The sequence below is a fragment of the Faunimonas sp. B44 genome (genome assembly GCF_052655945.1).
Genome location: NZ_JBQYEX010000009.1, coordinates 17434 through 41936 on the forward strand (window position 1 = coordinate 17434; position 24503 = coordinate 41936).

Sequence of the window (24503 nt, forward strand, 5' to 3'; positions counted from 1 at the left end):
CCGGGCGCGGGGGCTGTAGCTCAACCCGCGCGGGCGGCGTCGCCATGAAGCGGTCCCGTCCGGCGCTGGTCCGGCCGGACCGGGCCAGCCGCGCGCAATGCGCCCGTGAGGTCCGTCGCCTGATTGAGGTTCATCAGCGCCGCGAGCAGCCCGTCGGCGCGCCCGGCGAGCGCCGGTCGGGCGAGCGAGGCGAACTTCGCCGCGATCGCGCCGTCGTCCGGGAACAGCGACGGCTCGCCGCTCGGATCGGGAACGAGGCGCTCAATCCGGCCTTGCGGCGTCTCGATCGCGAGGCTCGCGCCGAAGGGATGCGCGCGGCCCTCCAGGCGCGCGTCGCGCCTCACCTCGATCCGGTCCGCGATCGCCCAGAGGGCCGGGTCGCCGAGCCGCCGGTAGTCGTCCCAGCCGAAGGCGCCCTGTTCGATGACGACCGCTGCCGTGAACGGCATGGAGAACTGGCCGTCGACGATCGAGCGCGGCCGCCGCTTCTCGCCGATCGGCTCGCCGGTGAGGGTGATCCCGTTCCGGTGCAGCCCGATCTCCACGCGGCGGAAGTCGTCCGCCCGCAATCCGTGTTCGGCCCGGATCGCGAGCAGGCCGTCGAGCGCGGCGTGGGTATAGCGGCAGCTCGGATAGGGCTTTACGCCGATCCTCAGCGTCTCCCAGGTCTCGCCGAGACCCGCCGTCGCCATCTCCGTCCTCGGCGCGGCGGAGTAGCCCTTGAGGAAGCCGTGCCGCCCCTCCAGCGCCTCCGAGGACCCTTTGAAGCCGTTGCGGGCGAGCGTCGCGGCGATCACGCCGTTCATCGCGGCGGCGCCGACCTGGTAGCGCTTGTTCCAGGCGCCGTTCACCAGGAACTGCAGCGATCCGGCCGCCTGGCTCGCGGCCACGCCGAAGGCGGCGGCCATCTGCCCGGGAGAAAGGCCGTAGAGCCGCCCGGCGGCGGCCGCGGCGCCGAACGTCCCGGCCGTGGCGGTCGGATGGAAGCCGCGCGCGTAATGCTCGGTCGGGTCGAGCGCGTTGCCGATCCGGCAGCACACCTCGTACCCGGCGACGATCGCGGCGATCACCTCGCGTCCGTCCGCGCCGACGAGCTCACCCGCCGCGAAGGCGGCCGGCACGACCGGCGCGCTCGGATGCAGCGAGGAGTCCGCGTGGGTGTCGTCGAAGTCGAGCGAATGGCCGAGAAAGCCGTTGGCGAGCGCCGCCACCGGGGGGGCGAGGCTGTGCTCCGTGCCGACGAGCGTCGCCGCCCCCGGGCCGTCCAGGCCGAGCGTGGCCAGCGTCGCGAAGAAGCTCGGGGCGGACTCCGAATCGAAGCCGGCGCGCACGATGCTGCCGACGAGGTCCACCGTCAGGCGCTTCGCCCGTTCCGCGACGGCGGCCGGCAGGTCGTCGAACCGGATCGACGCGGCAAAGGCGGCGAGGGTTTCCGTCGCTCCGCCCATGTGCTTCCTCCTGCCTTGGCCGCTTCGCGTGACGACGTCCGGGCGCGAGGATGTCCGCACGAAGCGTGGCGCTGCGCCACCAGCCTAGGGAGAAAGGGCGCGCCATGAAAGATCTGGAGGGTATCCTGGTCGTCTCCGTCGAGCAGGCGGTCGCCGCACCCTACGTCTCGGGCCGGCTCGCCGACGCCGGCGCGCGCGTCATCAAGGTGGAGCGGCCGGAGGGCGATTTCGCGCGCGAATACGACCACGTCGTGCACGGCGAGAGCGCCTATTTCGTCTGGCTCAACCGGGGCAAGGAATCGATCCGGCTCGACCTCAAGGACGAAGCCGACCGGCGCGTGCTCTCCGGGATGGTCGCCCGCGCCGATGTCTTCATCCAGAACCTCGCGCCGGGGGCGCTCGACCGGCTGGGCTTCGGCGCCGAGGCGCTCCGTTCGAGCCATCCCCGCCTCGTCACCTGCTCGATCTCGGGCTACGGCGAGGAGGGGCCCTTGCGGGACATGAAGGCGTACGACCTCCTCGTCCAGGCCGAGAGCGGGCTCGCCTCCGTCACCGGCAACGAGCACGGCCCGGCGCGCGTCGGCGTCTCGGTGTGCGACATCGCCGCCGGCATGACCGCCCATGCGAGCGTGCTCCAGGCGCTCTTTGCCCGCGAGCGGACCGGCGAGGGGCGGCACATCGCGGTGTCGCTCTTCCACGCTTTGTCCGACTGGATGAACGTGCCCTACCTCCAGTACGCCTATGGCGGCAAGGCGCCGGCGCGAAGCGGGCTCAATCACCCGACGATCGCGCCCTATGGCGTCTACACCTGCGGCGACGGCCGGTCCGTGCTCATCTCCATCCAGAACGAGCGCGAATGGGCGCAGTTCTGCGCCGAGATCCTCGGCCGGGCGGAGCTCGCGAGCGATCCGCGCTTCGGCAGCAATTCCCGGCGGGTGGAGAACCGCGGCGAGCTGGATGCGCTGGTCGAGGCGGCGTTCGCGGCGTCGGACCTGGAGACGATGGTGGAGCGGCTGCAGCGGGCGCGCATCGCGTTCGGGCGGATGAACGGCCTTGGAGAGCTCTCCGCGCATCCGCAGAATCGCTACGTCAGGGTGGAGACGCCGAGCGGGCCGGTCCGGATGCTCGCCCCGGGCGCACTCGTCGATGGTGCCCTTCCGGAATTCGGTTCCGTGCCCGCCCTCGGCGAGCATTCGGAACGGATCCGGCAGGAATTCTCCTCCTGATCCACAAGGCCGCTTCTGCCGCATTGCACAATCGGTTCGCATGCGCAAAATCGAGGCATGCTCGCCAAAGCGCTCTCCATCCTGGTGATCGACGAGAACCAGATCCGGGCCTCGATCATCGAGGCCGGGCTGCGAGAGGCCGGGCACGAACGCGTCACAGTCGTGCACGACGTGAACGGCATCGCGCGGCGGATCGCCGATCTCGCGCCCGACGTCATCGTCATCGACCTCGAAAACCCCAACCGCGACATGTTGGAGAACATGTTCCAGCTCTCCAGGGTGGTGAAGCGGCCGATCGCGATGTTCGTCGACCGCTCCGACCAGGCGTCGATCGAGGCCGCGGTCGAGGCGGGCGTTTCCGCCTATGTCGTCGACGGGCTGAAGCGGGAGCGGGTGAAGCCGATCCTCGACATGGCGATCAGCCGGTTCAACGCCTTCTCCCGGATGTCGCGCGAGCTCGAGGAGCTTCGCGGCGAGCTGGAGAACCGCAAGCTGGTGGACCGCGCCAAGGGCATCCTGATGGCCTCGCGCAGTGTGACCGAAAGCGAGGCCTATGCGCTGCTGCGAAAGGCGGCGATGAACGAGAACCGCACCATCGGCGAGGTCGCCCGGAGCCTCATCACCGCCGCAGGCCTGCTGGCTCCGCCGGAGGACAAGAGGCCATGAGGGCCGAGCACCAGATCGCGGCGGGTTTCATGCCGCTCCTCGACAGCGCGCTGCTCGTCGCGGCGAAGGAGGCGGGCTTCGCGGCCGCCGAAGGCGTCGACCTGAGCCTCTTCAGGGAGACCTCCTGGGCGAACATCCGCGACCGGCTGGCCGTCGGCCATTTCGACGTCGCGCACATGCTCGGCCCGATGCCGATCGCCTGCAATCTCGGGCTGACGCCGCTCGCGGCGCGCACGATCGTGCCGATGGCGCTCGGGCTGGGCGGAAATGCGGTCACGGTTTCCAACGCGCTCTGGTCGGTCATGGCGGACAAGGGCGCCCGCCCCGACCTCGACCCGAAGACCGCCGGGTCCGCGTTGCGGGCGGCAGCCGCCGAGCGGCTGGCGGGCGGGGGAGAGGCGCTGCGTTTCGCCGTCGTCCACCCCCATTCGGGGCACAATTACGAGCTGCGCTACTGGCTCGCCGCCTGCGGCATCCGCCCCGATCGCGACATCGAGATCGTGATCGTGCCGCCGCCGCTGATGCCGGACGCCCTCGAGGCCGGCCGGATCGACGGCTATTGCGTCGGCGAGCCGTGGAACACCGCCGCCGTGCTGTCGGGGCGCGGCCGCATCGCGACGGTGAAGGCGGCGATCTGGCGCTCCAGCCCGGAGAAGGTGCTCGGCGTGCAGGAGCGCTGGGCGAACGCCAACGGCGATCTCCTCGAGGCGCTGCTGCGGGCGCTCTACCGGTCCGCCCGCTGGTGCGCGGATCCCGCAAACCGGGACGACCTCGCCTCGCTCCTGGCCGAGCCGGCCTATGTCGGACGTCCCGTCGAATGGCTCATGCCGGCGCTTTCCGGCCGCATCGCGACCGGTGAGGGCGAGCGGCGCACGGTCGACGACTTCTTCATCCCGCTCGCCAGGGCGGCCACCTTCCCTTGGAAGAGCCACGCTTTGTGGTTCTATACGCAGATGGTGCGCTGGGGGCAGGTCGTGCACGACCGGGCCGGGGAACGGATCGCCCGGGACACCTACCGGCCGGACCTCTACCGGTCGGCGCTGAAGCCCCTCGGCGTGCCGCTGCCGGGCGCGAACGCGAAGGTCGAAGGCGCGCTCGCAGCGCCGACGCCCGTCGGCTCCTCCGGCGCGAGCCTCGTGCTCGGGCCCGACGGCTTCTTCGACGGCGCGACCTTCGATCCGGACCAGATCGAATCCTATCTCGCGGCACAGGCATCCACACCCGAAGGCGCCTAGCTCGGCCGCGCTTCCTGACCGAAACTTGTGCGGCTGCACAGGCCGGGCGATTACGAAATGGGCTGGGGATCCGCTCCCCGGCTGCACCGGAGTGCCGGTCAAACCGCTGGCGCCAAACGGAATTCGTGCAGGAGCAGGGATTGGCACGCTTCCTGCATAATGACCTGTAGCTAATCAAGCGATCATCGGCGTCCAATGGCGGGCGCCGCAGGCAAAGCCGCCGACCAGGAGACCGCGACCCGCAAGGGCGCGCTTTCTGGTCGGCGGCTTTTTTCGTTTCGGCCGACCCCGGCCCGGGCCGGGGTTCGAACTGGAGACCTGGACGCGGACATGACCGAGAAGCTCGTCATCATCGGAAACGGCATGGCACCGGGGCGGATGCTGGAGCATCTGTTCGAGGCAGCGCCCGGCGCCTTCGACGTCACCATCTTCAACGCCGAGCCGCGGGTGAACTACGACCGCATCATGCTCTCGCCGGTGCTCTCCGGCGAGAAGAGCTACGAGCAGATCGTGATCCACGGCGACGGCTGGTACGTCGACCGGGGCATCACCCTCTACAAGGGCCACAGGATCGTCGCGATTGATCGCGCGGCGAAGACGGTCACCTCCGATCACGGCGCGACGGAGGGCTACGACCGGCTCGTGATCGCGACCGGCTCGGTGCCCTTCATCATCCCGGTGCCCGGCCACGATCTGCCGGGCGTCCTCACCTACCGCGACCTGGACGACGTCAACGCCATGCTGCTGGCGGCGCAGGCGCGGGCGAAGGCGGTCGTCGTCGGCGGCGGCCTGCTCGGGCTGGAGGCGGCGGCCGGGCTGAAGGCGCGCGGGATGGACGTCACCGTGCTCCACCTCATGCCGACGCTGATGGAACGCCAGCTCGACCCCGCCGCCGGCTACCTCCTTCAGAAGGCGGTCGAGGCGCGCGGCATCGGGGTCGTCACGAAGGCCGACACCAGGGCGATCCTCGGCGAGCGCCGGGTCGAGGGCGTCGCGCTCGCCGATGGCACGGTGATCCCCGCGACTTTGGTCGTCATGGCGGCGGGCATCAAGCCGAACGCAGCCCTCGCCAGGGCGGCGGAGCTCGCGGTGAACCGCGGGATCGTCGTCGACGCCGGCATGGCGACGTCGGACCCGTCGATCCTCGCAATCGGGGAATGCGCCGAGGTGGACGGCCGCGTCTACGGCCTGGTCGCGCCGCTCTATGAAATGGCCCGCGTCGCCGCCGCCCGGCTCGCCGGCGACGCGACGGCGGACTTCGTCCACGCCGACACGCCGACCAGGCTGAAGGTCACCGGCATCGATCTCTTCTCGCTCGGCGACTTCGCCGATGGCGAGGATCGCGACGAGATCGTCTTCCGCGATGCCGCGGCCGGCATCTACAAGCGCCTGGTCCTGAAGGACGATCGCCTCGTCGGCGCGGTGCTCTTCGGCGACACCGCCGATGGCGCCTGGCTCGGCGACCTCCAGAGGAGACGGACCGACGTCTCGGCGATGCGGGACACGCTGATCTTCGGCCCGTCCCGCCAGGCGGGCGCGCCGCTCGACCCGCTGGCCGCCGTCGCGGCCCTGCCGGACGACGCGGAAATCTGCGGCTGCAACGGGGTGTGCAAGGGCCGCATCACCGGCGCGATCGCCGCGAACGGCCTCACGTCGCTGGACGAGGTGCGGGCGCACACCAAGGCCTCGGCGTCCTGCGGCACCTGTACCGGCCTCGTCGAGCAGCTGATGAAGCTCGCCCTCGGCGACCGCTACAACCCGGCTGCCGTCCAGCCGGTCTGCGGCTGCACCGATCTCGGCCACGACGACGTCCGGCGGCTGATCCGGGCGAAGCGGCTGAAGACCATCCCGGCGGTGATGCAGGAGCTTCAGTGGAAGTCCTCCTGCGGCTGCGCGAAGTGCCGGCCGGCGCTCAACTACTATCTCGTCTGCGACTGGCCGGACGAATACGCCGACGATTACCAGTCGCGCTTCGTCAACGAGCGCGTGCATGCCAACATCCAGAAGGACGGCACCTATTCCGTCGTGCCGCGAATGTGGGGCGGCGTGACGAGCGCGAAGGAGCTCCGCACGATCGCCGACGTCGTGGAGCGGTTCGCCATCCCGACCGTGAAGGTCACCGGCGGCCAGCGCATCGACATGCTTGGTGTGCGCAAGGAGGACCTGCCGGCGGTCTGGGCCGAGCTCGGCCAGGCCGGCTTCGTCTCCGGCCACGCCTACGCCAAGGGCCTGCGCACCGTGAAGACCTGCGTCGGATCCGACTGGTGCCGGTTCGGCACGCAGGATTCGACCGGCCTCGGCATCCGCATCGAGAAGTTCATGTGGGGCTCCTGGACGCCGGCCAAGGTGAAGATGGCCGTCTCCGGCTGCCCGCGGAACTGCGCCGAGGCGACCTGCAAGGACGTCGGCATCGTCTGCGTGGACTCCGGCTACGAGATCCACTTCGCGGGCGCGGCCGGCCTCGACATCAAGGGCACCGAGGTGCTCGGCACGGTGCGCAGCGAGGACGAGGCGATCGAGCACGTCGCCGCGCTCGTCCAGATGTACCGCGAGCAGGGCCGCTACCTGGAGCGCATCTACAAATGGGCGAAGCGGATCGGCGTCGCCGAGATCCGCCGCCAGATCGTCGACGATGCCGGGCGCCGCCGGGCGTACTTCGAGCGCTTCGTCTTCTCGCAGAAATTCGCGCAGGTCGACCCGTGGTCGGAGCGCGTCTCCGGCAAGGACAAGCACGAGTTCCGGCCGATGGCCGACCTCGCCTTTCGGGAGGCGGCAGAATGAGCGCGATGCACGGCTGGATCGAGATCGGCAGGCTGTCGGACATTCCGCCCCGCGGCGCGCGCTGCGTCGCCACGCCACTTGGCCGCATCGCGGTGTTCCGGACCGCGGCCGACGAAGTCTACGCGATCGAGGACCGCTGTCCCCACAAGGGCGGGCCGTTGAGCCAGGGCATCGTGCACGGCGCCGCCGTCACCTGCCCGCTCCACAATTGGGTCCTGTCGCTGAAGACCGGACGGGCGGAAGGCCCCGACGAGGGCGCCGTTCGCACCTTCGCGCTCCGGCTGAGCGGCGACCGCATCTTCATGGAAGCGCCCGCGATGCTGGCGGAGGCGGCCGAATAGCGGCCGCGCTCGCACCGGCAGGAAATCCCATTCAGGTTCGTTCAGGAGACACGCAGATGGCCTATGTCGCACCCTCGGAATTCGTGACCAAGATGATCGACGCCGGCGAGGCGAAGGTGTTCATGTCGACCCGGGACACCCTCATCCGCGCCTTCATGGCGGGCGCGATCCTGGCGCTCGCCGCCGCCTTCGCGGTCACCGTCAGCGTGCAGACCGGCGAGCCGCTCGCCGGCGCGATCCTCTTCCCGGTCGGCTTCTGCCTGCTTTACCTGCTCGGCTTCGACCTCCTGACCGGCGTCTTCACCCTCGTCCCGCTGGCGCTCATCGACAGGCGCCCCGGCGTGACCCTCGAGGGCGTGCTGCGCAATTGGTGGCTGGTCTTCGTCGGCAATTTCGCCGGTGCGCTCCTCGTCGCGCTCATGATGGCGATCACCTTCACCTACGGCTTCACGGAGGTGCCGAACGCGGTCGGCCAGAAGATCGGCACGATCGGCGAGGGGCGAACCGTCGGCTATGCCGAGCACGGCGCGGCAGGCATGCTGACGCTCTTCATCCGCGGCGTGCTCTGCAACTGGATGGTCTCGACCGGAGTGGTGGCCGCGATGATGTCGACCTCCGTCTCCGGCAAGGTGCTCGGCATGTGGATGCCGATCATGCTGTTCTTCTACATGGGCTTCGAGCATTCGATCGTGAACATGTTCCTGTTCCCGTCCGGCCTCATGCTCGGCGGCAACTTCTCGATCATGGACTACCTGATCTGGAACGAGATCCCGACGGTGATCGGCAATCTCGTCGGTGGCCTCGCCTTCGTCGGGCTGACGCTCTACTCGACGCACGCCCGGCCCGGCGCCCGGCGCATCCCTCCCTCCCGCGAGATGATCGAGGCCGCACGGGTGCCGGCGGAATAGCCTGCCGAAGCGAAAGGCGCGGTGGGGCGTAGCGTTGCCCCGCCCTCCGCTCCCGCCTGAAGCCTCGCCGCACCCAGGCCGCATCCGTCGCATTAAAGCAGGGGATTACCCATGCCCGCCGTCTCGCTCTCGCGCAGCAGGCAAGCGCCCGCCCGGGTCGCGCCGCTCGCCGTCCTGCCCGTCTTCCTCGACCTGCGCGGCCGGCGCGCGCTCGTCGCCGGCGGCTCCGATGCCGCGGCCTGGAAGGCGGAGCTCCTCGCCGCCGCCGGCGCGCAGGTTCTGGTCCACGCGCCGGCAGCGACGCTCCAGGCCGAATTCCGGCGCCTCCTCGCCGCCCCGGCCGGGGCCGGGCGGATCGAGCATCGCGACCGCTGCTGGACGGCGGATTCCTTCGACGGCGCTGCCGTCGCGGTCGCCGACGCGGAGAACGACGAGGAGGCGGAGGCCTTCTCTCGCGCGGCGCGGGCGGCCGGCGTGCCGGTCAATGTGATCGACCGGCCGGCCTTCTGCGCCTTCCGGTTCGGCTCGATCGTGAACCGCTCGCCGGTGGTGGTGGGCATCTCGACGAGCGGGGCGGCACCGATCCTCGGACAGGCGGTGCGCCGCCGGATCGAGGCCGTTCTCCCCATCGCGCTCGCCCGCTGGGCGGAGCTCGCGGCCGGCATACGGGAAGCCGCGCTCGCGCGGCTGGCGCCCGGGGCCTCGCGGCGGGCGTTCTGGGAAGCCTTCGCCGACCGCGCCTTCGGCACCGCGCCGGGGCCGGAGGACGCCGGAGCCGTGATGGCGGACCTCGCTTCCTGCGCAGGCGGCGAACCGCAGGCCGGCTGGATCACCTTCGTCGGCGCCGGGCCGGGCGATCCGGAGCTCCTCACGCTGAAGGCGGTGCGCGCGCTACAGGCAGCCGACCTCATCCTGTTCGACGAAAGCGTGCCGGCATCCGTGCTCGAACTCGCCCGCCGGGAGGCACGCCGCATCCGCGTCCGGGAACGGAGCCTGCCGACCGGCTCGGCCGAACTCGGCTCCCTGCTTGCCCAAGCCGCCGGCGGCACGCGCGTCGTCCGGCTGGTGCCCGGCGATCCCGCCGGCTCGGCGCGCGTGGCAGCGCTTCTCCACCGCCTTCGGGCTGCGGGCGCCAGGGCCGACGCCGTGGCAGGGCTGCCGGCGGGGGGAGGGGAGGCGAGCGTGTCCTGCGACCGAGGCCGCTTCCGCCTCCGCCGGTACCCCGATCACGGCCGGCGGATGGTGGTCGCGTCTTAGAGCGGGGGCCGCCGCTGCGTCCGACCCTGTCCCGCCGATGCGCGGCCGCCCTTCTCGATGGTGGCCGCGGTCGCCTCCTCGGCGGTCAACTCGTCCACCGTCGGCCGGCCGCCCGAATTGATCTTCGATTCCCCGGGATCCGGCGCCTCCCCGCCCGTCATTGCCGAGGCGTCGTCCGCCGGCGCGCCTTCGGCGCCCGCCTCGTCCGCGAGCGACTCGTCGGCGCCGAACTCGATCGCACCCGGATCCGACGCGGCTGCCCGATCCTCGTCGTCCAGCTCTCGGCAGGCGCGGTGCCAGTGGTCGTCGGCCTGCCCGTCGGGTGCGCCTTCCTCCTGCCAGATGCGGTAGGCGCGTTCCCTGATCCGCTTCTCGTCCTGCTCGGCCATCTCGGTCTCCATCTCCGCGGACGGCGCGCCGGCCCGGAACCGGCCGGTCCGCATCGTCCTCGCGCGTCATGAGAACGGTCGCCGAGGCGGTCCGATCCGTCGGCGCGCGCGAATGTACGCTGGCGATGCGACGGTCTTGCGTCGCCGGTCAGGAGACGAATTCGTCCCGCCGGTAGCCCTGGAGGAAGAGGAGGGCGGTGAGGTCGGAATGGTCGATCGCCGCATCGGCCTCGGCGCGCAAGGCGGGCTTGGCGTGATAGGCGACGCCGAGGCCGGCGGCCCGCACCATGCCGAGGTCGTTGGCGCCGTCGCCGACCGCGACGACGTCGGCGAGCCCGATGCCGAGCTCGGCGGCGAGCTCCCGCAGCGTCGCCTCCTTCGCCTCGCGGCCGAGGATCGGCTCCGCGACGTGGCCGGTGAACACTTCGCCGTCGAGTATGAGCGTGTTGGCGCGGTTCAGGTGGAAGCCGAGCCGTTCCGCGACCGGCCCGGTGAAGACGGTGAAGCCGCCGGAGACGAGCGCGGTGTGCGCGCCGGCGTGCCGCATGGTCTGGACCAGCGTGCGGCCGCCCGGATCGAGCGTGATGCGCTCGGCGAGCACGCGCTCCACGACGCCGCTCGAGAGCCCGGCGAGCAGCGAGACGCGCTCCCGCAGCGCCGGCTCGAAGGCGATCTCGCCCCGCATCGCGCGTTCGGTGATGGCCGCGACGTGGCTCCCGACGCCGACGAATTCGGCCAGCTCGTCGATGCACTCCTGCCCGATCAGCGTGGAATCCATGTCGGCGAGGAGGAGCTTCTTCCGGCGGTTCTCGGCCGGCAGGACGGCGATGTCGAACGGCGCGTCCCCCAGCGCGTGCCGGGCCGCGTGAAGGATCGCCTCGCGCTTGCCGGCGACGGGCACGTCGCACGCCTCGCCGGGCGAGAGCCAGTCCGTCGCGCCCGCCCCATGGCCGAGCGCGGCGCGCACCCCGTCCACGCGCTCGACCGTCAGCGGCGCCTTCGCTTTGTGGCCGATGATGGTTAGGACGAGAGCCATGGACCTGCCGGGAATTCTCGATCCGAGGGAGGCGTCGGAGGGGCGCGCCGTGCTGATAGCGGGGCCGACCGCCAGCGGCAAGTCGGCCCTCGCGCTCGCGCTCGCCGAAGCCGCCATGCGCGCCGGCCGGCCCGCGCAGATCGTCAACGCCGATTCCATGCAGGTCTACGCCGACCTCCGCGTGCTCTCGGCCCGCCCCTCGAAGGAGGACGAGGCGCGCGCGCCGCACCGCCTCTACGGGCACGTCCCCGGTGCCGATGCCTATTCGGCCGGCCGCTGGCTGGCCGACATCCATGCGGTCCTGGCTGGAGCCGAGGCGGCCGGCGCGCTGCCGATCCTGGTCGGCGGCACCGGCCTCTATTTCAAAGCGCTGGAGGAAGGGCTGGCCGAGATCCCGCCGGTGCCGGACGCGGTACGGCGGCGCTGGCGCACCGTCCTTTCCCAAGAGGGACCGGAAGCCCTTCACGCAGTTCTCGCCGAGCGCGACCCGGAGATCGCCGCGCGGCTCGAGCCGAGCGACCCGCAGCGCATCGTGCGCGCGCTCGAGGTTCTGGAGGCGACCGGCCGGTCGCTCGCCGCCTTCCAGAAGGCCGGATCCGCGCCCGTTCTCGCCGGCGAGGGTATCGCCCGCTACGTGCTCGAGCCGGACCGCGCCTGGCTCCGTCGCCGCATCGCGGAGCGCGTGGAGGCGATGCTCGCGGCCGGCGCGGCGGAGGAAGTCGCCGCGCTCCTCGCGCAGGGACTGGCGCCCGACCTGCCGGTCATGAAGGCGATCGGCGTGCGCGAGATCGGCGAGTTCCTCGCCGGCCGCATCACGGAAACCGAGGCCGCCGAGGCGATGATCGTGGCGACCCGGCAATATTCCAAGCGGCAGTCGACCTGGTTCCGCCACCAGATGCCCGGCTGGCGGCGCGTGCCGGTGAGTTGAAGCCGCCGTGCGCGCCTCGACTTGGCTCCCTGCGTTTCTTGCCTCGGGCGGTTGCTGGGTCCCCGGCCGCGACCAGATAGGGGGGAGGGCAGGGTCCGGGCCGGCACGTCGCGTCGCGCGGCGCCGCCGGCCTTGAATGACGAGGAGCGCCAGATGAGCACCACCCGGCGGGACGCCCTTCGGCTCGGCCTCGCGGCGGCGGCCGGCCTCCTCCTGCCGCAGGCGGGGGCCGCCCAGGACGCCCGGCCGGCGACGCGCACGATCCCGTCGACCGGCGAGGCGATCCCCGCGATCGGCCTCGGCACCTGGATCACCTTCAATGTCGGCGACGATCCCGTGCTGAAGGACGAGTGCGCCGCCGTCATGGCCGCCTTCTTCGAGGCGGGCGGCGGCATGATCGATTCCTCGCCGATGTACGGCTCCTCGCAGGCCGTCGTCGGCTACGGCCTCGGCAGGCTCGGCAGCCCGCGCGCGCTGTTCTCCGCCGACAAGGTGTGGACCTCCTCCGGCGCCGACGGCCCCGCCCAGATGGAGCGGTCGCGCCGGCTCTGGGGCGTTCCGCGCTTCGACCTGCTGCAGGTCCACAATCTCCTCGGCTGGGAGGCTCACCTGGGCACGCTGCAGGAGATGAAGGCGGCCGGCGCCGTGCGCCATGTCGGGATCACCACGTCGGAGGGCCGGCGTCACGATCTCTTCGAGCGCACCATGGCGCGCGAGCCGCTCGATTTCGTGCAGGTCTCCTACAATCCGCTCGACCGCGAGGCGGAGCGGCGGCTCCTTCCGCTCGCCGCCGAGCGCGGCATCGCGGTCATCGTGAACCGCCCGTTCCGCCAGGGCGCGCTGACGCACCGGCTCGCGCGCGAGCCGGTGCCGGACTGGGCGGCCGGGATCGGCGCCGGCACCTGGGCGCAGATCATCCTGAAGTTCATCCTGGCGCATCCCGCCGTCACCGTCGCCATCCCGGCCACGACGCGCGTGGACCACGTGCGGGAGAACGTCGCTGCCGCCGCCGGGCCGCTGCCCGACGACAGCCTGCGGGAGCGGATCTCCGGCCATCTCCGGGCGCTCTGATGTCGGAATGGTGGACCTACCGTCCCGAGGACTTCCTGCTCTTCTCGCCGCGCGTCTACTGGCGGATGTTCGAACTTCAGAACGCGGCGCTCTGGCCGCTGCCGCTCGCCGCGCTCGGCGTCGGGGCGCTGATGCTGGTCCTCGTCGCGACGCAGGCGCGCCGCGACGCGCTCTGGAGCGGCGCCGTCCTCGGGATCCTCTGGGCTTTCGTCGCCTGGTCGTTCTTCTGGAGCCGCTATGCCGGCATCAACTGGGCCGCGCCCTACGTCGCGTCGGCCTTCGCGCTTGAAGCGGCCCTGCTCTTCGGAGCCGCGCTCACGCGCGGCCTCCGCTTCGACCGGCGCGGCCCCGCCGCCTGGGCGGGCTGGCTCCTGGCCGCATTCGCCATCGCCCTCTATCCGCTCCTCGCGCCGCTCGCCGGGCGGCCGCTCGCGGCGTCAGAAATCTTCGGCATCGCGCCCGACCCCACCGCGATCGGGACCCTCGGCCTCCTCCTCCTTGCCCGCGGCCCCGCGCTCCCGCTCCTGCTGCCTGTCCCGGTGCTCTGGTGCGCGCTGACCGCCCTCACGCTCCGCACCATGGGCGAGCCGCAAGCCTGGGTGCCCATCGCCGCCCTCGCGCTCGCTGGGGCGGCAGCGCTCGCGACGATCCTCGCCCGCCGGCGGGCGCGCTGACCGCAGCCCGCAGTGGAGCCTCCAAAGCATCGACAGCCTGGTCGTGGGTCAGTTTGAAATCCAAACCGATTGACCGGACGCTCGCATCCGGCCAGCCGCTCCTTTATGCTTAGCGCAAAGTAGGGAGGCGACGGTGCGGAAGGCTAGCCCCGAACTTGAAGCGTTCATTGATGAGACGATCAAGCGCGGTCGGGCCAAGGGCTACCATCCGACTGTGTTTATTGGGATGCGGCAGTCGCTCGGGACCGTCCCAGCGATTTCGAAGCTAGTCCAAAGCGCCGACCTACAAAGTGGTTTCAAGAGGCTGCACAAGCTGAACTTGCTCGAATGGACCATAGAAGCGGCAGTTGAGAAGTTTCCCGAGGAGTTCACAAAAGACGACCTGGCATGTGCCTCATTCCGGCTTCGCGAAGCACGGAGAGAAGGCAATGCCCACCGGATCTAAAGGACAGAAGCGCCTCGCCGACGTGATCGGCAACGCCGTCAAGGACACGCGGATTGCAACCTGGAGGAGAAGTATAAGTCCGAAAGCAAGCAAAAGAAGAGCGAAGCCATGGTCGAGCTTGGCGCAAAGGCGGGCAGAAGCGCACCGCCAGCTTCACGCCGGAGCGGCGCGCGAAATGCGGCAGAGAAGCGGCGGGCAGCAAGATCTGATTAGACGGGCGCTTTTATGAAGGCCGCGCCCTCGTGATTTTCGACAATCTTCGCGGCGCCGGAGGTTGCAATACTGTGCATGTAACAATGATGCACCGTCAGGACGGCGTCTTGAAATTTCGGATCGTCCTCTAGCCGCTCAATCTTCAGTCCCATACCCATACACGCATCAATATGGATATGCCGGCTGTGCGCCTTATTCTCGTCTATATCAGAAAGAGCTTTGACTACGCGCGCCGCTTTCTCAGCCTTGTCCGCATCACCAGAGAACATGTTCTCTTCAAGCATTCGGCGAACAAAATCTTGCGCCCATTCGACTGCCTGCTCACACTGTCCAACAAACGTTGGACTGTATTTGCTTAGAACGAATTGCCAGAGGTGCAACATGCGGCGATCCTGATCTATTTCTTTAACAGCTCGCTCAATCTCCTTTTTGACTGCAGCGGCCGGTAGGCCGCCAATCTGAGGGTCAATAGGTCCTAAATTTGAGTGCTTTGCAAGTACGATCGAATTGCATGCGCACGCAATCATTGTGCCGGCGGACATCGCGATTTGAGGAACGATGGCCCGGATGTTGCTGCCAAACATTCGATGCAGGTAGTCAACTAGTGATTCCGCAGCGGCAATTCCGCCGCCAGGTGTGTGTAATAGTAGATCTAGTCCTAAGGATTTGTCGAGGCCGTGAATGGCCATCATAAATGCATTCTTATCCTCGTCATTCACATCCGCACCGGGTAATTCTGGATTAGTCAGCCAGCCGGAGTAGTATGCTATTATGTTGCGCCCGGTGCTGCCATGCAGCTGCTTCATGTATTTTCGTCTAACTACATCAATGGCGGCCTCTGCCTGCTGCTGCAGGCGGGTATTTGTATTCTCAATTTCTTGAACGACCTGCTTCCAGTTTGGCATTCTTGGCGTTCCTAGAGGATCGTCTCGCCTCGCCTATGCTGTAGGCAGTGAGGAGACGCACAGGACGGTCATTCCGCTTTTCCTGGAGCATAGGAGCATCAGGCTCCAGCCTGATCAACCCTTGGTCTACCAGGTGCTGAAATGCTCGTAGAGCCGAGTGGGGCATAGCGATCCTCCCGTGTGATTTCAACTTATGACACAAGCCGCCGGTTCCTCAAAGTGAACCCGCGACAGGCGTATCGTTCGGAAGCGGGAGATTGCAGCGTGAAAGCGTTTGCCTCCGAGGTTTATTCGGCCGTTCGTTCAGGGAGGTTGGCTCAACCATTCACAGCGCAGACCGTCAAACGCGCTTGTCCCGGGTGGGCTGAGCGGACCTACAGCAATTTCTTCAACAAGCACCGGGTCGGAAATCCGAGCGGCACGACCGAGCTGTTCGTCCGTGTCGCCCCAGGTCGGTTCACGATCCTGAATTCAGACTGACCCACCACCCCCGCCCTTGACGTTTGGACGGCAGCCCCATAGAAGGGCGTCCATGTCTCACTGCGAGCTTATCGTATCGTCGCGCACTGCCGGGGTGGCTATGTAGCCGCCCGGAACGGTGGTGCGCATCCGAGGGTCCCGACGGGGCCCTTTTTTTATGGCTTTCGACGGGTGAGGCCCGAACGCGGAACCGGAGTTGCAGCGATGTCGGAACAAATGACCGGTGCTGAAATGGTCATCAGGGCCCTGATCGACCAGGGCGTGGAGCACATCTTCGGCTATCCGGGCGGGGCGGTGCTTCCGATCTACGACGAGCTCTTCCAGCAGGACAAGGTGCGCCACATCCTCGTCCGCCACGAGCAGGGCGCCGGCCACGCCGCCGAGGGCTATGCGCGCTCCACCGGCAAGCCCGGCGTCGTCCTCGTCACGTCGGGGCCGGGCGCGACCAACATGGTCACGCCGCTCACCGACGCGATGATGGATTCCATCCCGCTCGTCTGCATCACCGGCCAGGTGCCGACGCACCTCATCGGCAACGACGCCTTCCAGGAATGCGACACCGTCGGCATCACGCGGCCCTGCACCAAGCACAACTGGCTGGTGAAGGACGTGAACGACCTCGCCCGCATCCTGCACGAGGCGTTCTACGTCGCTTCCACCGGGCGTCCGGGGCCGGTCGTCGTCGACGTCCCGAAGGACGTCCAGTTCGCCACCGGCACCTATGTCGGCCCGGAGGCGGCGCGCCGCACGCGCCGGCACCAGGGCTACCAGCCGCCGCGCCAGGGCAGCGAGGACGCGATCCGCCGCGCCGTCCGGCTGATGCGCGAGGCGCGCCGCCCGGTGCTCTACACCGGCGGCGGCGTGGTCAATTCGGGCCCGGAGGCGACCGCGCTCCTGCGCGAGCTCGTCGCGCTGACCGGCTTCCCGATCACCTCCACGCTGATGGGCCTCGGCGCCTATCCCGCCTCCGGCAAGAGCTGGCTCGGCATGCTCGGCATGCACGGCACTTACGAGGCCAACATGGCGATGCACGATTGCGACCTGATGGTCGCGATCGGCGCGCGCTTCGACGACCGCATCACCGGCCGGACCGACGCCTTCTCGCCCGGCTCGCGCAAGATCCACGTCGACGTCGACCCGTCCTCGATCAACAAGAACATTCGCGTCGACGTGCCGGTCGTCGGCGACGTCGCCGAGGTGCTGCGCGCCATGATCGCGGCCCTGAAGGAGGAGAAGGCGGCCTCGAACGCGGAGGCGCTCGGCCAATGGTGGAGCCAGATCAACCGATGGCGCGCCCGCAACTCGCTCGCCTTCCGGCCGTCGCGGAGCGTGATCATGCCGCAATACGCCGTCCAGCGGCTGCACGCGCTGACGAAGGACCGCGACACCTACATCACGACCGAGGTCGGCCAGCACCAGATGTGGGCGGCGCAGTTCTACGGCTTCGAGGAGCCGAACCGCTGGATGACCTCGGGCGGGCTCGGCACGATGGGCTACGGCCTGCCGGCCGCGCTCGGCGTCCAGGCCGCGCACCCGGACAGCCTCGTCATCGACATCGCCGGCGACGCCTCGGTGCTGATGAACATGCAGGAGATGTCGACCGCCATCCAGCACGAGCTGCCGATCAAGGTCTTCATCCTCAACAACCAGTACATGGGCATGGTCCGCCAGTGGCAGCAGCTGCTCCACGGCAACCGGCTGTCGCATTCCTACACCGAGGCGCTGCCGGACTTCGTGAAGCTCGCCGAGGCCTATGGCGGCGTCGGCATCCGGGCCGAGACGCCGGCCGAGCTCGACGACGCCATCACGGAAATGATCGAGGTCCGCAAGCCGGTCATCTTCGACTGCCGGGTGGCGAACCTCGAGAACTGCTTCCCGATGATCCCCTCCGGCAAGGCCCACAACGAGATGCTCCTGCCGATGGAGGCCAACGACGAGGCGGTCGCCGACGCCATCGGCGCCGAAGGCCGGATGCTGGTCTGAGCGGCGGGAGAAAGGCTATGAACAAGATCATGCAGGACCCGATCTCCACGCCGCCGGCCTCGGCCTATTTCATCGAGGAGCGGCACGACCCGAACGAGACGCACACGCTCGCCGTGCTCGTCGACAACGAGCCGGGCGTGCTCGCCCGCGTCATCGGCCTCTTCTCCGGGCGCGGCTACAACATCGAGAGCCTGACCGTCTCCGAGACCGAGCACGCCAAGCATCTGTCGCGCATCACCATCGTGACGAACGGCACCCGCGCCGTGCTGGAGCAGATCCGCAACCAGCTCGACCGGCTCGTGCCGGTGCATCGCGTGACGGATCTCACCATCGTCGCGCGCAGCCGCGGCCAGGAGAAGCCGCTCGAGCGCGAGCTCGCGCTCATCAAGGTGCGCGGCACGGGCGAGCACCGGATCGAGGCGCTCCGGCTCGCCACCGCCTTCAAGGCCGACGTCGTCGACGCCACGACGGAGCATTTCGTGTTCCAGCTGACCGGGCCGAGCAGCGAGATCGAGCAGTTCATCGGCATCCTCCAGCCGGTCGGCCTCGTCGAGGTCTGCCGCACCGGCGTCGCCGCCATGAACCGCGGGCCCGACCCCATGTGATGCCATGTCGGCGGACCTCCTGGCGGCGCTCGCCGCCTTCGCGCTGGTCGCCTCGGTGACGCCCGGCCCGAACAATCTGATGCTGCTCGCGTCGGGAGTGAATTTCGGTCTGCGGCGGACCGTGCCGCACATGGCCGGCATCGCCTTCGGCTTCTGCGCCCTGCTGCTCGCGGTCGGCTTCGGCCTCGGCGCGCTCTTCGAGCGGGTCCCGGCGGCGCAGGCCGTGCTCAAGTTCGCCGGGGGCTCCTACCTCCTCTTCCTCGCCTGGAAGATCGGCACCGCCCGCTCGATGGGCGACGCCGACGGCCCGGCTCGGCCGATCTCGTTCCTGCAGGCCTCGGCCTTCCAGTTCCTCAATCCCAAGGGCTGGGTGGCGGCGCTCGCCGCGATGGCCGCCTACACCACGCCGCAGGACCATGCCGAGAGCGTGGTGATCGTCACCGCGATCTTCATGCTGGTCGGCGTGCCCTCCATCCTGGTCTGGGCCGGCTTCGGCGTCGCTCTCCGGACATGGCTGTCCGATCCGGTGCGGCTCAAACGGTTCAACATCGGCATGGCCGGACTGCTGGTCCTGTCGCTCTGGCCCATGCTGCGCTGAGGCGGGACGGGCCCGCCCGGATGTCGAAACCGCCCGCCTTTGAGGCCGGCCACCGGAGGCGTATCATTCCGCCATCGGCTGCAAACCGAGGACGGAGGCGGACATGACGAACGGCAAGCTCCTCGCGCTGGCGTGTTTCGCCGCGTTCCTCCTGGTGGCGGGCCGTGCACCGGCCGCCGACCTCTGCCTGGACATGCGGCTCCAGTGCAACGGGTTCGAGCCGAACTGGCAGTTCACCACCGGCCGGGACGCGGCCGGGAACACGATCATCCGTTTCGTCGATCCCGAGAACCCGAAATGGCAGACGCAGCCGCTCGTCATCCGGAGCTGCCTGCTGCAGGGCAGCCCGAACGATTTCGAGATCAGCACGGCCGCGCCGCTCGGGCTCCTCGGCAACATCACCGAGCAGACCTGCATCGAGCCGAACGGCGACAGCGCCGGCTTCTCCATCAACGCGACCTTCAACCAGGGCGCCCTGACGTCCTCGCCCCGCGAGGTGGGGGGCACGGGTTGCTGCCGGCGCGTGGAGTGAGGATCCAGGCGGCGGCTCGCGGGAACAAGACCGGGAAGTCAGGGTTCTTGTTGTGTTCTTGTCGTGTAGATGCTAGTAGTGCTGCCTCTAGACGAGGGTTGCTGATGGCCATTCACGTTCGCGATCCGGAAACGGATTCGCTCGTCCGGCGCCTCGCCCGGCGAAAGGGTGTCGGCCTCACCGACGCAATCCGGGAGGCGGTCGCCAACGAGCTCGAACGGGAAGAGAAAGCGCTCTCTCTCTGGGACCGCACCGCGGACATACGGGCTGACATCGCCTCGTGGCCCCGAACGGGGCTCCAGGCCGACAAGGCGTTCTACGACAGCCTCTACGATCGCGAGGATCACTGATGTTCGTGGATGCCTCCGCTTTGGTGGCAATTCTGGCCGGGGAAGGTGATGGCCGGGACCTGGCGCGCCGGCTGGACGCCGCTGAACGGAGGATCACCTCCCCGATCGCGCTTTTCGAAGCGGCCTTGGCCATCACGCGCACGCACAGGCGTGGCGTTGTAGACGCCGACCTGAAAATCCGCGAGTTCGCGCGGCGCGCCGAGATCGTGGTGGAGCCGATCGGCGCCGCGATGGGCGTGTTGGCCTTGGCGGCGCATGAGCGGTACGGCAAGGGGAGCGGCCATCCTGCGCAACTCAATCTCGGGGACTGCTTTGCCTATGCGATGGCGAGGCACCACGGCGTCGCGCTCCTCTACAAGGGTGACGATTTCGCCCGGACCGATCTTGCCTGAGCCTCGCCGTTGAAGCTTTCCCCGCAGCAGGACGACGCGCTGAAGGCGGTCGCGCGCTGGCTGAAGGCCGGCCGGCCGCAGGTCTTTCGCCTGTTCGGCTTCGCCGGCACCGGCAAGACGACGCTCGCGCGCATCCTGGCGGAGGACGTCGACGGCGACGTGCTGTTCGCCGCCTTCACCGGCAAGGCGGCGCAGGTGCTGCGCAACAAGGGCTGCGCGAATGCGCGCACGATCCACTCGCTGATCTACCGCCCGCGCGGCGAGAAGGAGGAGGAGACGGGCGAGATCGCCCCCGCCTTCTCGCTGAACCGCACCAGCCCGGTCGCGAAGGCGAAGCTCATCGTCGTCGACGAATGCTCGATGGTCGACGAGGCGCTCGGCCGCGACCTCCTCTCCTTCGGCACGCCCGTCCTGGTGCTCGGCGATCCCGGCCAGCTTCCGCCGGTCAAGTCGGCCGACGGCGGCGGCGGCTTCTTCACCGAGCACGAGCCGGACGTCCTCCTCACCGAGGTGCACCGGCAGGCGCGCGACAACCCGATCATCGCGCTCGCCCACGAGGTGCGCCAGGGCGGCACGCCGGCGCTGGGGACGTACGGGGACAGCCGGGTCATCGGCCGCCGCGACATCGACGCCGACCAGGTGCTCGCGGCCGACCAGGTGCTCGTCGGCACAAACCGCACCCGCCGCCTCTACAACCAGCGCATCCGGTCGCTGAAGGGCTTCGAGGGGCCGCTCCCGGCGACAGGCGACAAGCTCGTCTGCCTGCGCAACAATTCCGAGAAGGGGCTGCTGAACGGCGGGCTGTGGCGCGTCACCTCTCTCGGCACGCGCCCCGGCTCCGCGCTCACCATGCTGGTCCGCTCCGAGGAGGAGGGCAAGCACGGGCCGTCGGCCCGGATCCGCGTGCTGAAGGCGCTCTTCGAGGACGGGGCGGAGGCCGTGCCCTGGCAGATGCGGAAGAACTCCGACGAGTTCGACTACGGCTATGCCCTCACCGTCCACAAGGCGCAGGGCTCGCAATGGGACCGGATCGTGCTCTTCGACGAGAGCTGGGCGTTCCGGGAGACGCGCGAGCGCTGGCTCTACACCGCCATCACGCGTGCCGCCGAGGCGATCACCATCGTCAGGTGAGCCGCCGAAACGCCGTCGCGGAACGAAGAAACGATCGCGATACGGCAGAAACAGGCGGCCTCGGCGAGAAACCGTTTCCCGGCGCCGCGAAAACCGCCGCTCACGTCCGAAGCCTAGATCGCCCGCCATTCCATTCGGAGCGGCTGCCCTCCTTCACGATCGGGCGGCCCGCACGGGAATCTGGAGGAACGATCATGACTTCGAAGTTCAGGACGATGGCCGCCGTGCTCGCGCTGCTTTCCGCCACCGGCGCGCTGGCCCACGAATTGTGCGATCCGCTTGGCGAGCCCACGCTCGATCAGGTCCGCGCGGCCACGGAGAAGTATCGCGACGTCAACGTCGCGCTCGCCGAGGGCTTCATGCGCGATCCCGGCGACATCTGCGAGACGGCGGAGATTATGGGCCAGCCGGCAGAGCGGGGCGCCATGGGCATCCACTTCTTCCGCCCGGATCTCCTCGGCATCACCGCCCCGCCCAATCCGCGCGTGGACGGGAACGGCACGCATACGGATTTCCTGCAGCCGTCGGTGCTCATCTACGAGCCGCAGGCGGATGGCTCGCTCGAGCTCGTCGCCGTCGAGAACCTCGTCTTCGCGAAGGCGTGGAAGGAAGCGGGCCACGACGCGCCGCCCTCGTTCCAGGGCGTCGCCTACGACAGCATGGTCGACGATCCGGCGACGCCGCTCGACGAGGCGCACATGTTCGAGCCGCATTACGACCGCCACGTCTGGATCTGGCGGGACAATCCGGACGGCGTCTTCGCCCAGTTCAATCCGACGGTCAGCTGCGCCCACCACAAGGGCGGCGGTCACCAGCAGCACGCGCACCGCTGAAGCATCCGCGAAGGCAGGCCGCGCGCCGGACGCGACAGCGCCGGCGCGCTGCGCTATAGGGGCCGCAACAGCGAAGACCGGCCCTCGAGATGACGATGCAAGCGAGCCGCGGCGCTCACGCCATAGCCGAAACGGAAGCCGTCGAAGCGGTCATGCGCCGGATCGGCGCCGATGCGAGGCGGGCGGCCGCGACGCTCGCCACGGCCCCGACCGAAGCCAAGGACCGCGCGCTGAAGGAAGCGGCCGCGGCGCTCCGGCGCAGCCAGGCCGCGCTGCTGGCGGCCAATGCCGGGGACGTCGCCGCGATGCGCGCCGGCGGCGCGAGCGGCGCCATGATCGACCGCGGCACGCTCGACCCGGGCCGCATCGAAGGGATCGCCGCTTCGCTGGAGGCGATCGCCGCGCTCCCCGATCCGGTCGGCAGCGTGATCGCCGCATGGGATCGCTCGAACGGGCTCCGCATCGAGCGCGTGCGCACGCCGATCGGCGTCGTCGGCGTGATCTTCGAGAGCCGCCCCAACGTCACGGCCGATGCCGGCGGGCTCTGCCTCAAGGCGGGCAATGCGGTCATCCTGCGCGGCGGCTCCGATACGCACCGGACGTCCGCCGCGATCCATGCCTGCCTCGTCGAGGGGCTGCGGGCGGCCGGATTGCCGGAGGCGGCGATCCAGCTCGTCCCCACCACCGACCGCGCCGCCGTCGGCGCGATGCTGCGCGGCCTCGACGGCGCCATCGACGTGATCGTGCCGCGCGGCGGCAAGAGCCTCGTGGCGCGCGTCCAGGAGGAGGCGCGCGTGCCGGTCTTCGCGCATCTGGAGGGCGTCTGCCACGTCTATGTGCATGGGCCTGCCGACCTCGACATGGCGAAGCGGATCGTCGTCAACGCCAAGATGCGGCGAACGGGCATCTGCGGCGCCGCCGAGACGCTGCTCGTCGACGCGGCGATCGCGGACACGCATCTGAAGCCGCTCGTGGAAGCCTTGTCCGCCGCCGGCTGCGAGATCCGCGGCGACGAGCGGACGCGTGCCGCGCTGCCGCAGGCGAAGGCGGCGAGCGAGACGGACTGGCACGCCGAATACCTCGACGCAATCATCGCGGTGAAGGTCGTTCACGGGCTCGACGCGGCGATCCGGCACGTCGCCACCCACGGATCGCACCACACCGACGCGATCGTGACCGACGACGCGGCCGCCGCCGAGCGCTTCATGAGCGAGGTCGATTCGGCGATCGTCCTGCACAACGCCTCCACCCAGTTCGCCGATGGCGGCGAGTTCGGGATGGGCGCGGAGATCGGCATCGCCACCGGCAAGATGCACGCGCGGGGGCCGGTCGGCGTCGAGCAGCTGACGAGCTTCAAGTACCGCGTGCGCGGGACGGGCCAGACCCGTCCTTGAACACGCCGACGCGCGCGAGCCGGATCTTTCGCGGGCCGCCGCCGCACGGCGCAGGCCAGCGCATCGGGCTCTACGGCGGCTCGTTCAACCCGCCGCACGAAGGCCACCGGCACGTCAGCCTGATGGCGTTCCGCCGCCTGTCGCTCGACCGCATCTGGTGGGTCGTCACGCCCGGCAATCCGCTGAAAGAGGTCGGCGGGCTGCCTTCGCTCGAGGCGCGCATGGCGCGGGCGGCGGCGGTGGCGCGCAGCCCGCTGATCGCCGTGACCGGCATGGAGGCCGAGATCGGGACGCGCTACACGGCGGATCTCGTGGCCTGGCTCGCCGCCCGCTTCCCGCTGACCCGCTTCGTCTGGGTGATGGGCAGCGACAACCTCGTGCAGTTCGACCGCTGGGAGCGCTACGACGCGATCTTCGAGACCATGCCGGTCGCGGTGGTCAACCGTCCCGGCACGCTCGCCGCCGCGCTCTCGGCCCGCGCCGCGCAGAAATACGCCCGCGCGCGCATCCCGGAGGCGGCGAGCCACGTCCTCGCCGATCTCGCGCCGCCGGCCTGGACATTCCTCAACGGCCCGCGCACGCCTGTGTCCTCGACGGCACTGCGCGCAGCAGCAACGCTCGATTGAACTTCAGCGTCTTGAATTGTTCACGGGTGAACACCTATCTTACCGCAGTGGCGCGG

At 69.4% G+C, this 24503-nt stretch carries 25 protein-coding genes; 21 read left to right on the plus strand and 4 right to left on the minus strand.

Going from position 1 to position 24503, the window contains the following annotated elements:
* Positions 1-20: 20 nt before the first annotated feature.
* Positions 21-1448 (minus strand): MmgE/PrpD family protein, encoded by a 1428-nt coding sequence (locus ACUN0C_RS15015; RefSeq protein WP_445467202.1) that lies wholly within the window; start codon positions 1446-1448, stop codon positions 21-23.
* Positions 1449-1552: 104 nt separating this feature from the next.
* Between ACUN0C_RS15015 and ACUN0C_RS15020 the strand changes: the two genes are divergently transcribed.
* From ACUN0C_RS15020 to ACUN0C_RS15050, 7 genes are all read left to right on the plus strand, one after another.
* Positions 1553-2674 (plus strand): CaiB/BaiF CoA transferase family protein, encoded by a 1122-nt coding sequence (locus ACUN0C_RS15020; protein WP_445467203.1) that lies wholly within the window; start codon positions 1553-1555, stop codon positions 2672-2674.
* A 57-nt stretch (positions 2675-2731) separates the two neighbouring features.
* Entirely contained in the window at positions 2732-3340 is a 609-nt protein-coding gene (locus ACUN0C_RS15025) for an ANTAR domain-containing response regulator (RefSeq protein ID WP_445467204.1), read from the plus strand.
* Positions 3337-4575 carry a CmpA/NrtA family ABC transporter substrate-binding protein gene (locus ACUN0C_RS15030; protein ID WP_445467205.1) on the plus strand — a complete coding sequence of 413 codons (1239 nt, stop codon included), beginning with the start codon at positions 3337-3339 and terminating at the stop codon, positions 4573-4575. The genes ACUN0C_RS15025 and ACUN0C_RS15030 overlap by 4 nt, the downstream gene beginning before the upstream one ends.
* A 330-nt stretch (positions 4576-4905) precedes the next feature.
* The gene (gene nirB, locus ACUN0C_RS15035) at positions 4906-7356 is read left to right on the plus strand and encodes a nitrite reductase large subunit NirB (RefSeq protein ID WP_445467206.1); all 2451 of its coding nucleotides are present in this window, start codon (positions 4906-4908) and stop codon (positions 7354-7356) included.
* Complete coding sequence (gene nirD, locus ACUN0C_RS15040; protein WP_445467207.1) at positions 7353-7697, plus strand: nitrite reductase small subunit NirD; 345 nt, start codon at positions 7353-7355, stop codon at positions 7695-7697. The genes nirB and nirD overlap by 4 nt, the downstream gene beginning before the upstream one ends.
* 56 nt (positions 7698-7753) lie before the next feature.
* Positions 7754-8605 (plus strand): formate/nitrite transporter family protein, encoded by an 852-nt coding sequence (locus ACUN0C_RS15045; protein ID WP_445467208.1) that lies wholly within the window; start codon positions 7754-7756, stop codon positions 8603-8605.
* 111 nt (positions 8606-8716) lie between these two features.
* On the plus strand, positions 8717-9862 hold the full coding sequence (locus tag ACUN0C_RS15050; protein ID WP_445467209.1) for an SAM-dependent methyltransferase: 1146 nt from the start codon (positions 8717-8719) through the stop codon (positions 9860-9862).
* Here the strand turns inward: ACUN0C_RS15050 and ACUN0C_RS15055 are convergent.
* Both ACUN0C_RS15055 and serB read right to left on the minus strand, forming a co-directional pair.
* Positions 9859-10251: a DUF2934 domain-containing protein gene (locus ACUN0C_RS15055; RefSeq protein ID WP_445467210.1), complete on the minus strand. Its 393-nt coding sequence runs from the start codon at positions 10249-10251 to the stop codon at positions 9859-9861. The genes ACUN0C_RS15050 and ACUN0C_RS15055 overlap by 4 nt on opposite strands.
* A 148-nt stretch (positions 10252-10399) precedes the next feature.
* Complete coding sequence (gene serB / locus ACUN0C_RS15060; RefSeq protein ID WP_445467211.1) at positions 10400-11287, minus strand: phosphoserine phosphatase SerB; 888 nt, start codon at positions 11285-11287, stop codon at positions 10400-10402.
* On the opposite strand from serB, the gene miaA reads away from it, so the two are divergent.
* From miaA to ACUN0C_RS15080, 4 genes are all read left to right on the plus strand, one after another.
* Positions 11286-12215, plus strand: coding sequence for a tRNA (adenosine(37)-N6)-dimethylallyltransferase MiaA (gene miaA, locus ACUN0C_RS15065; RefSeq protein WP_445467212.1), 930 nt, complete (start codon positions 11286-11288; stop codon positions 12213-12215). The two genes, serB and miaA, sit on opposite strands and share 2 nt — an antisense overlap.
* 153 nt (positions 12216-12368) lie before the next feature.
* Positions 12369-13286 carry an aldo/keto reductase gene (locus ACUN0C_RS15070; RefSeq protein ID WP_445467213.1) on the plus strand — a complete coding sequence of 306 codons (918 nt, stop codon included), beginning with the start codon at positions 12369-12371 and terminating at the stop codon, positions 13284-13286.
* Entirely contained in the window at positions 13286-13960 is a 675-nt protein-coding gene (locus ACUN0C_RS15075; protein WP_445467214.1) for a DUF6064 family protein, read from the plus strand. Before ACUN0C_RS15070 ends, ACUN0C_RS15075 begins: the two co-directional genes overlap by 1 nt.
* A gap of 133 nt (positions 13961-14093) precedes the next feature.
* Positions 14094-14405, plus strand: coding sequence for a hypothetical protein (locus ACUN0C_RS15080; RefSeq protein WP_445467215.1), 312 nt, complete (start codon positions 14094-14096; stop codon positions 14403-14405).
* Positions 14406-14614: 209 nt separating this feature from the next.
* On the opposite strand, the gene ACUN0C_RS15085 is transcribed toward ACUN0C_RS15080, so the two are convergent.
* Entirely contained in the window at positions 14615-15523 is a 909-nt protein-coding gene (locus tag ACUN0C_RS15085) for an SDH family Clp fold serine proteinase (protein ID WP_445467216.1), read from the minus strand.
* A 696-nt stretch (positions 15524-16219) separates the two neighbouring features.
* Between ACUN0C_RS15085 and ACUN0C_RS15090 the strand changes: the two genes are divergently transcribed.
* The 10 genes from ACUN0C_RS15090 to ACUN0C_RS15135 all read left to right on the plus strand — a co-directional run bounded on the left by ACUN0C_RS15090 (position 16220) and on the right by ACUN0C_RS15135 (position 24447).
* A complete protein-coding gene (locus ACUN0C_RS15090) occupies positions 16220-17986 on the plus strand; it encodes an acetolactate synthase 3 large subunit (RefSeq protein ID WP_445467217.1) in 1767 nt (588 codons plus the stop codon).
* 17 nt (positions 17987-18003) lie between these two features.
* A complete protein-coding gene (gene ilvN, locus ACUN0C_RS15095) occupies positions 18004-18591 on the plus strand; it encodes an acetolactate synthase small subunit (RefSeq protein ID WP_445467218.1) in 588 nt (195 codons plus the stop codon).
* A gap of 4 nt (positions 18592-18595) precedes the next feature.
* A complete protein-coding gene (locus ACUN0C_RS15100; RefSeq protein WP_445467219.1) occupies positions 18596-19189 on the plus strand; it encodes a LysE family translocator in 594 nt (197 codons plus the stop codon).
* A 103-nt stretch (positions 19190-19292) separates the two neighbouring features.
* Entirely contained in the window at positions 19293-19721 is a 429-nt protein-coding gene (locus ACUN0C_RS15105; protein ID WP_445467220.1) for a hypothetical protein, read from the plus strand.
* A 104-nt stretch (positions 19722-19825) separates the two neighbouring features.
* A complete protein-coding gene (locus ACUN0C_RS15110) occupies positions 19826-20071 on the plus strand; it encodes a type II toxin-antitoxin system VapB family antitoxin (RefSeq protein ID WP_445467221.1) in 246 nt (81 codons plus the stop codon).
* Complete coding sequence (locus ACUN0C_RS15115; protein ID WP_445467222.1) at positions 20071-20463, plus strand: type II toxin-antitoxin system VapC family toxin; 393 nt, start codon at positions 20071-20073, stop codon at positions 20461-20463. The genes ACUN0C_RS15110 and ACUN0C_RS15115 overlap by 1 nt, the downstream gene beginning before the upstream one ends.
* Positions 20464-20472: 9 nt before the next feature.
* Positions 20473-21594: an ATP-dependent DNA helicase gene (locus ACUN0C_RS15120; RefSeq protein ID WP_445467223.1), complete on the plus strand. Its 1122-nt coding sequence runs from the start codon at positions 20473-20475 to the stop codon at positions 21592-21594.
* A 194-nt stretch (positions 21595-21788) separates the two neighbouring features.
* Complete coding sequence (locus ACUN0C_RS15125; protein ID WP_445467224.1) at positions 21789-22427, plus strand: hypothetical protein; 639 nt, start codon at positions 21789-21791, stop codon at positions 22425-22427.
* 95 nt (positions 22428-22522) lie between these two features.
* The gene (locus tag ACUN0C_RS15130) at positions 22523-23821 is read left to right on the plus strand and encodes a glutamate-5-semialdehyde dehydrogenase (protein WP_445467297.1); all 1299 of its coding nucleotides are present in this window, start codon (positions 22523-22525) and stop codon (positions 23819-23821) included.
* A complete protein-coding gene (locus ACUN0C_RS15135) occupies positions 23818-24447 on the plus strand; it encodes a nicotinate-nucleotide adenylyltransferase (protein WP_445467225.1) in 630 nt (209 codons plus the stop codon). Before ACUN0C_RS15130 ends, ACUN0C_RS15135 begins: the two co-directional genes overlap by 4 nt.
* Positions 24448-24503: the final 56 nt, after the last annotated feature.

Excerpts from the sequence above, each read along its gene's own strand:
- ACUN0C_RS15050 (WP_445467209.1), top strand. The coding sequence starts at position 8,717 with ATGCCCGCCGTCTCGCTCTCGCGCAGCAGGCAAGCGCCCGCCCGGGTC.
- ACUN0C_RS15045 (WP_445467208.1), top strand. The coding sequence starts at position 7,754 with ATGGCCTATGTCGCACCCTCGGAATTCGTGACCAAGATGATCGACGCC.
- ACUN0C_RS15130 (WP_445467297.1), top strand. The coding sequence starts at position 22,523 with ATGCAAGCGAGCCGCGGCGCTCACGCCATAGCCGAAACGGAAGCCGTC.
- serB (WP_445467211.1), bottom strand. The coding sequence starts at position 11,287 with ATGGCTCTCGTCCTAACCATCATCGGCCACAAAGCGAAGGCGCCGCTG.
- ACUN0C_RS15100 (WP_445467219.1), top strand. The coding sequence starts at position 18,596 with ATGTCGGCGGACCTCCTGGCGGCGCTCGCCGCCTTCGCGCTGGTCGCC.
- ACUN0C_RS15105 (WP_445467220.1), top strand. The coding sequence starts at position 19,293 with ATGACGAACGGCAAGCTCCTCGCGCTGGCGTGTTTCGCCGCGTTCCTC.
- nirD (WP_445467207.1), top strand. The coding sequence starts at position 7,353 with ATGAGCGCGATGCACGGCTGGATCGAGATCGGCAGGCTGTCGGACATT.
- ACUN0C_RS15125 (WP_445467224.1), top strand. The coding sequence starts at position 21,789 with ATGACTTCGAAGTTCAGGACGATGGCCGCCGTGCTCGCGCTGCTTTCC.
- ACUN0C_RS15055 (WP_445467210.1), bottom strand. The coding sequence starts at position 10,251 with ATGGCCGAGCAGGACGAGAAGCGGATCAGGGAACGCGCCTACCGCATC.
- ACUN0C_RS15025 (WP_445467204.1), top strand. The coding sequence starts at position 2,732 with ATGCTCGCCAAAGCGCTCTCCATCCTGGTGATCGACGAGAACCAGATC.
- miaA (WP_445467212.1), top strand. The coding sequence starts at position 11,286 with ATGGACCTGCCGGGAATTCTCGATCCGAGGGAGGCGTCGGAGGGGCGC.
- ACUN0C_RS15070 (WP_445467213.1), top strand. The coding sequence starts at position 12,369 with ATGAGCACCACCCGGCGGGACGCCCTTCGGCTCGGCCTCGCGGCGGCG.
- ACUN0C_RS15075 (WP_445467214.1), top strand. The coding sequence starts at position 13,286 with ATGTCGGAATGGTGGACCTACCGTCCCGAGGACTTCCTGCTCTTCTCG.
- ilvN (WP_445467218.1), top strand. The coding sequence starts at position 18,004 with ATGAACAAGATCATGCAGGACCCGATCTCCACGCCGCCGGCCTCGGCC.
- ACUN0C_RS15030 (WP_445467205.1), top strand. The coding sequence starts at position 3,337 with ATGAGGGCCGAGCACCAGATCGCGGCGGGTTTCATGCCGCTCCTCGAC.
- ACUN0C_RS15015 (WP_445467202.1), bottom strand. The coding sequence starts at position 1,448 with ATGGGCGGAGCGACGGAAACCCTCGCCGCCTTTGCCGCGTCGATCCGG.
- ACUN0C_RS15110 (WP_445467221.1), top strand. The coding sequence starts at position 19,826 with ATGGCCATTCACGTTCGCGATCCGGAAACGGATTCGCTCGTCCGGCGC.
- ACUN0C_RS15020 (WP_445467203.1), top strand. The coding sequence starts at position 1,553 with ATGAAAGATCTGGAGGGTATCCTGGTCGTCTCCGTCGAGCAGGCGGTC.
- ACUN0C_RS15090 (WP_445467217.1), top strand. The coding sequence starts at position 16,220 with ATGACCGGTGCTGAAATGGTCATCAGGGCCCTGATCGACCAGGGCGTG.
- ACUN0C_RS15085 (WP_445467216.1), bottom strand. The coding sequence starts at position 15,523 with ATGCCAAACTGGAAGCAGGTCGTTCAAGAAATTGAGAATACAAATACC.
- nirB (WP_445467206.1), top strand. The coding sequence starts at position 4,906 with ATGACCGAGAAGCTCGTCATCATCGGAAACGGCATGGCACCGGGGCGG.
- ACUN0C_RS15115 (WP_445467222.1), top strand. The coding sequence starts at position 20,071 with ATGTTCGTGGATGCCTCCGCTTTGGTGGCAATTCTGGCCGGGGAAGGT.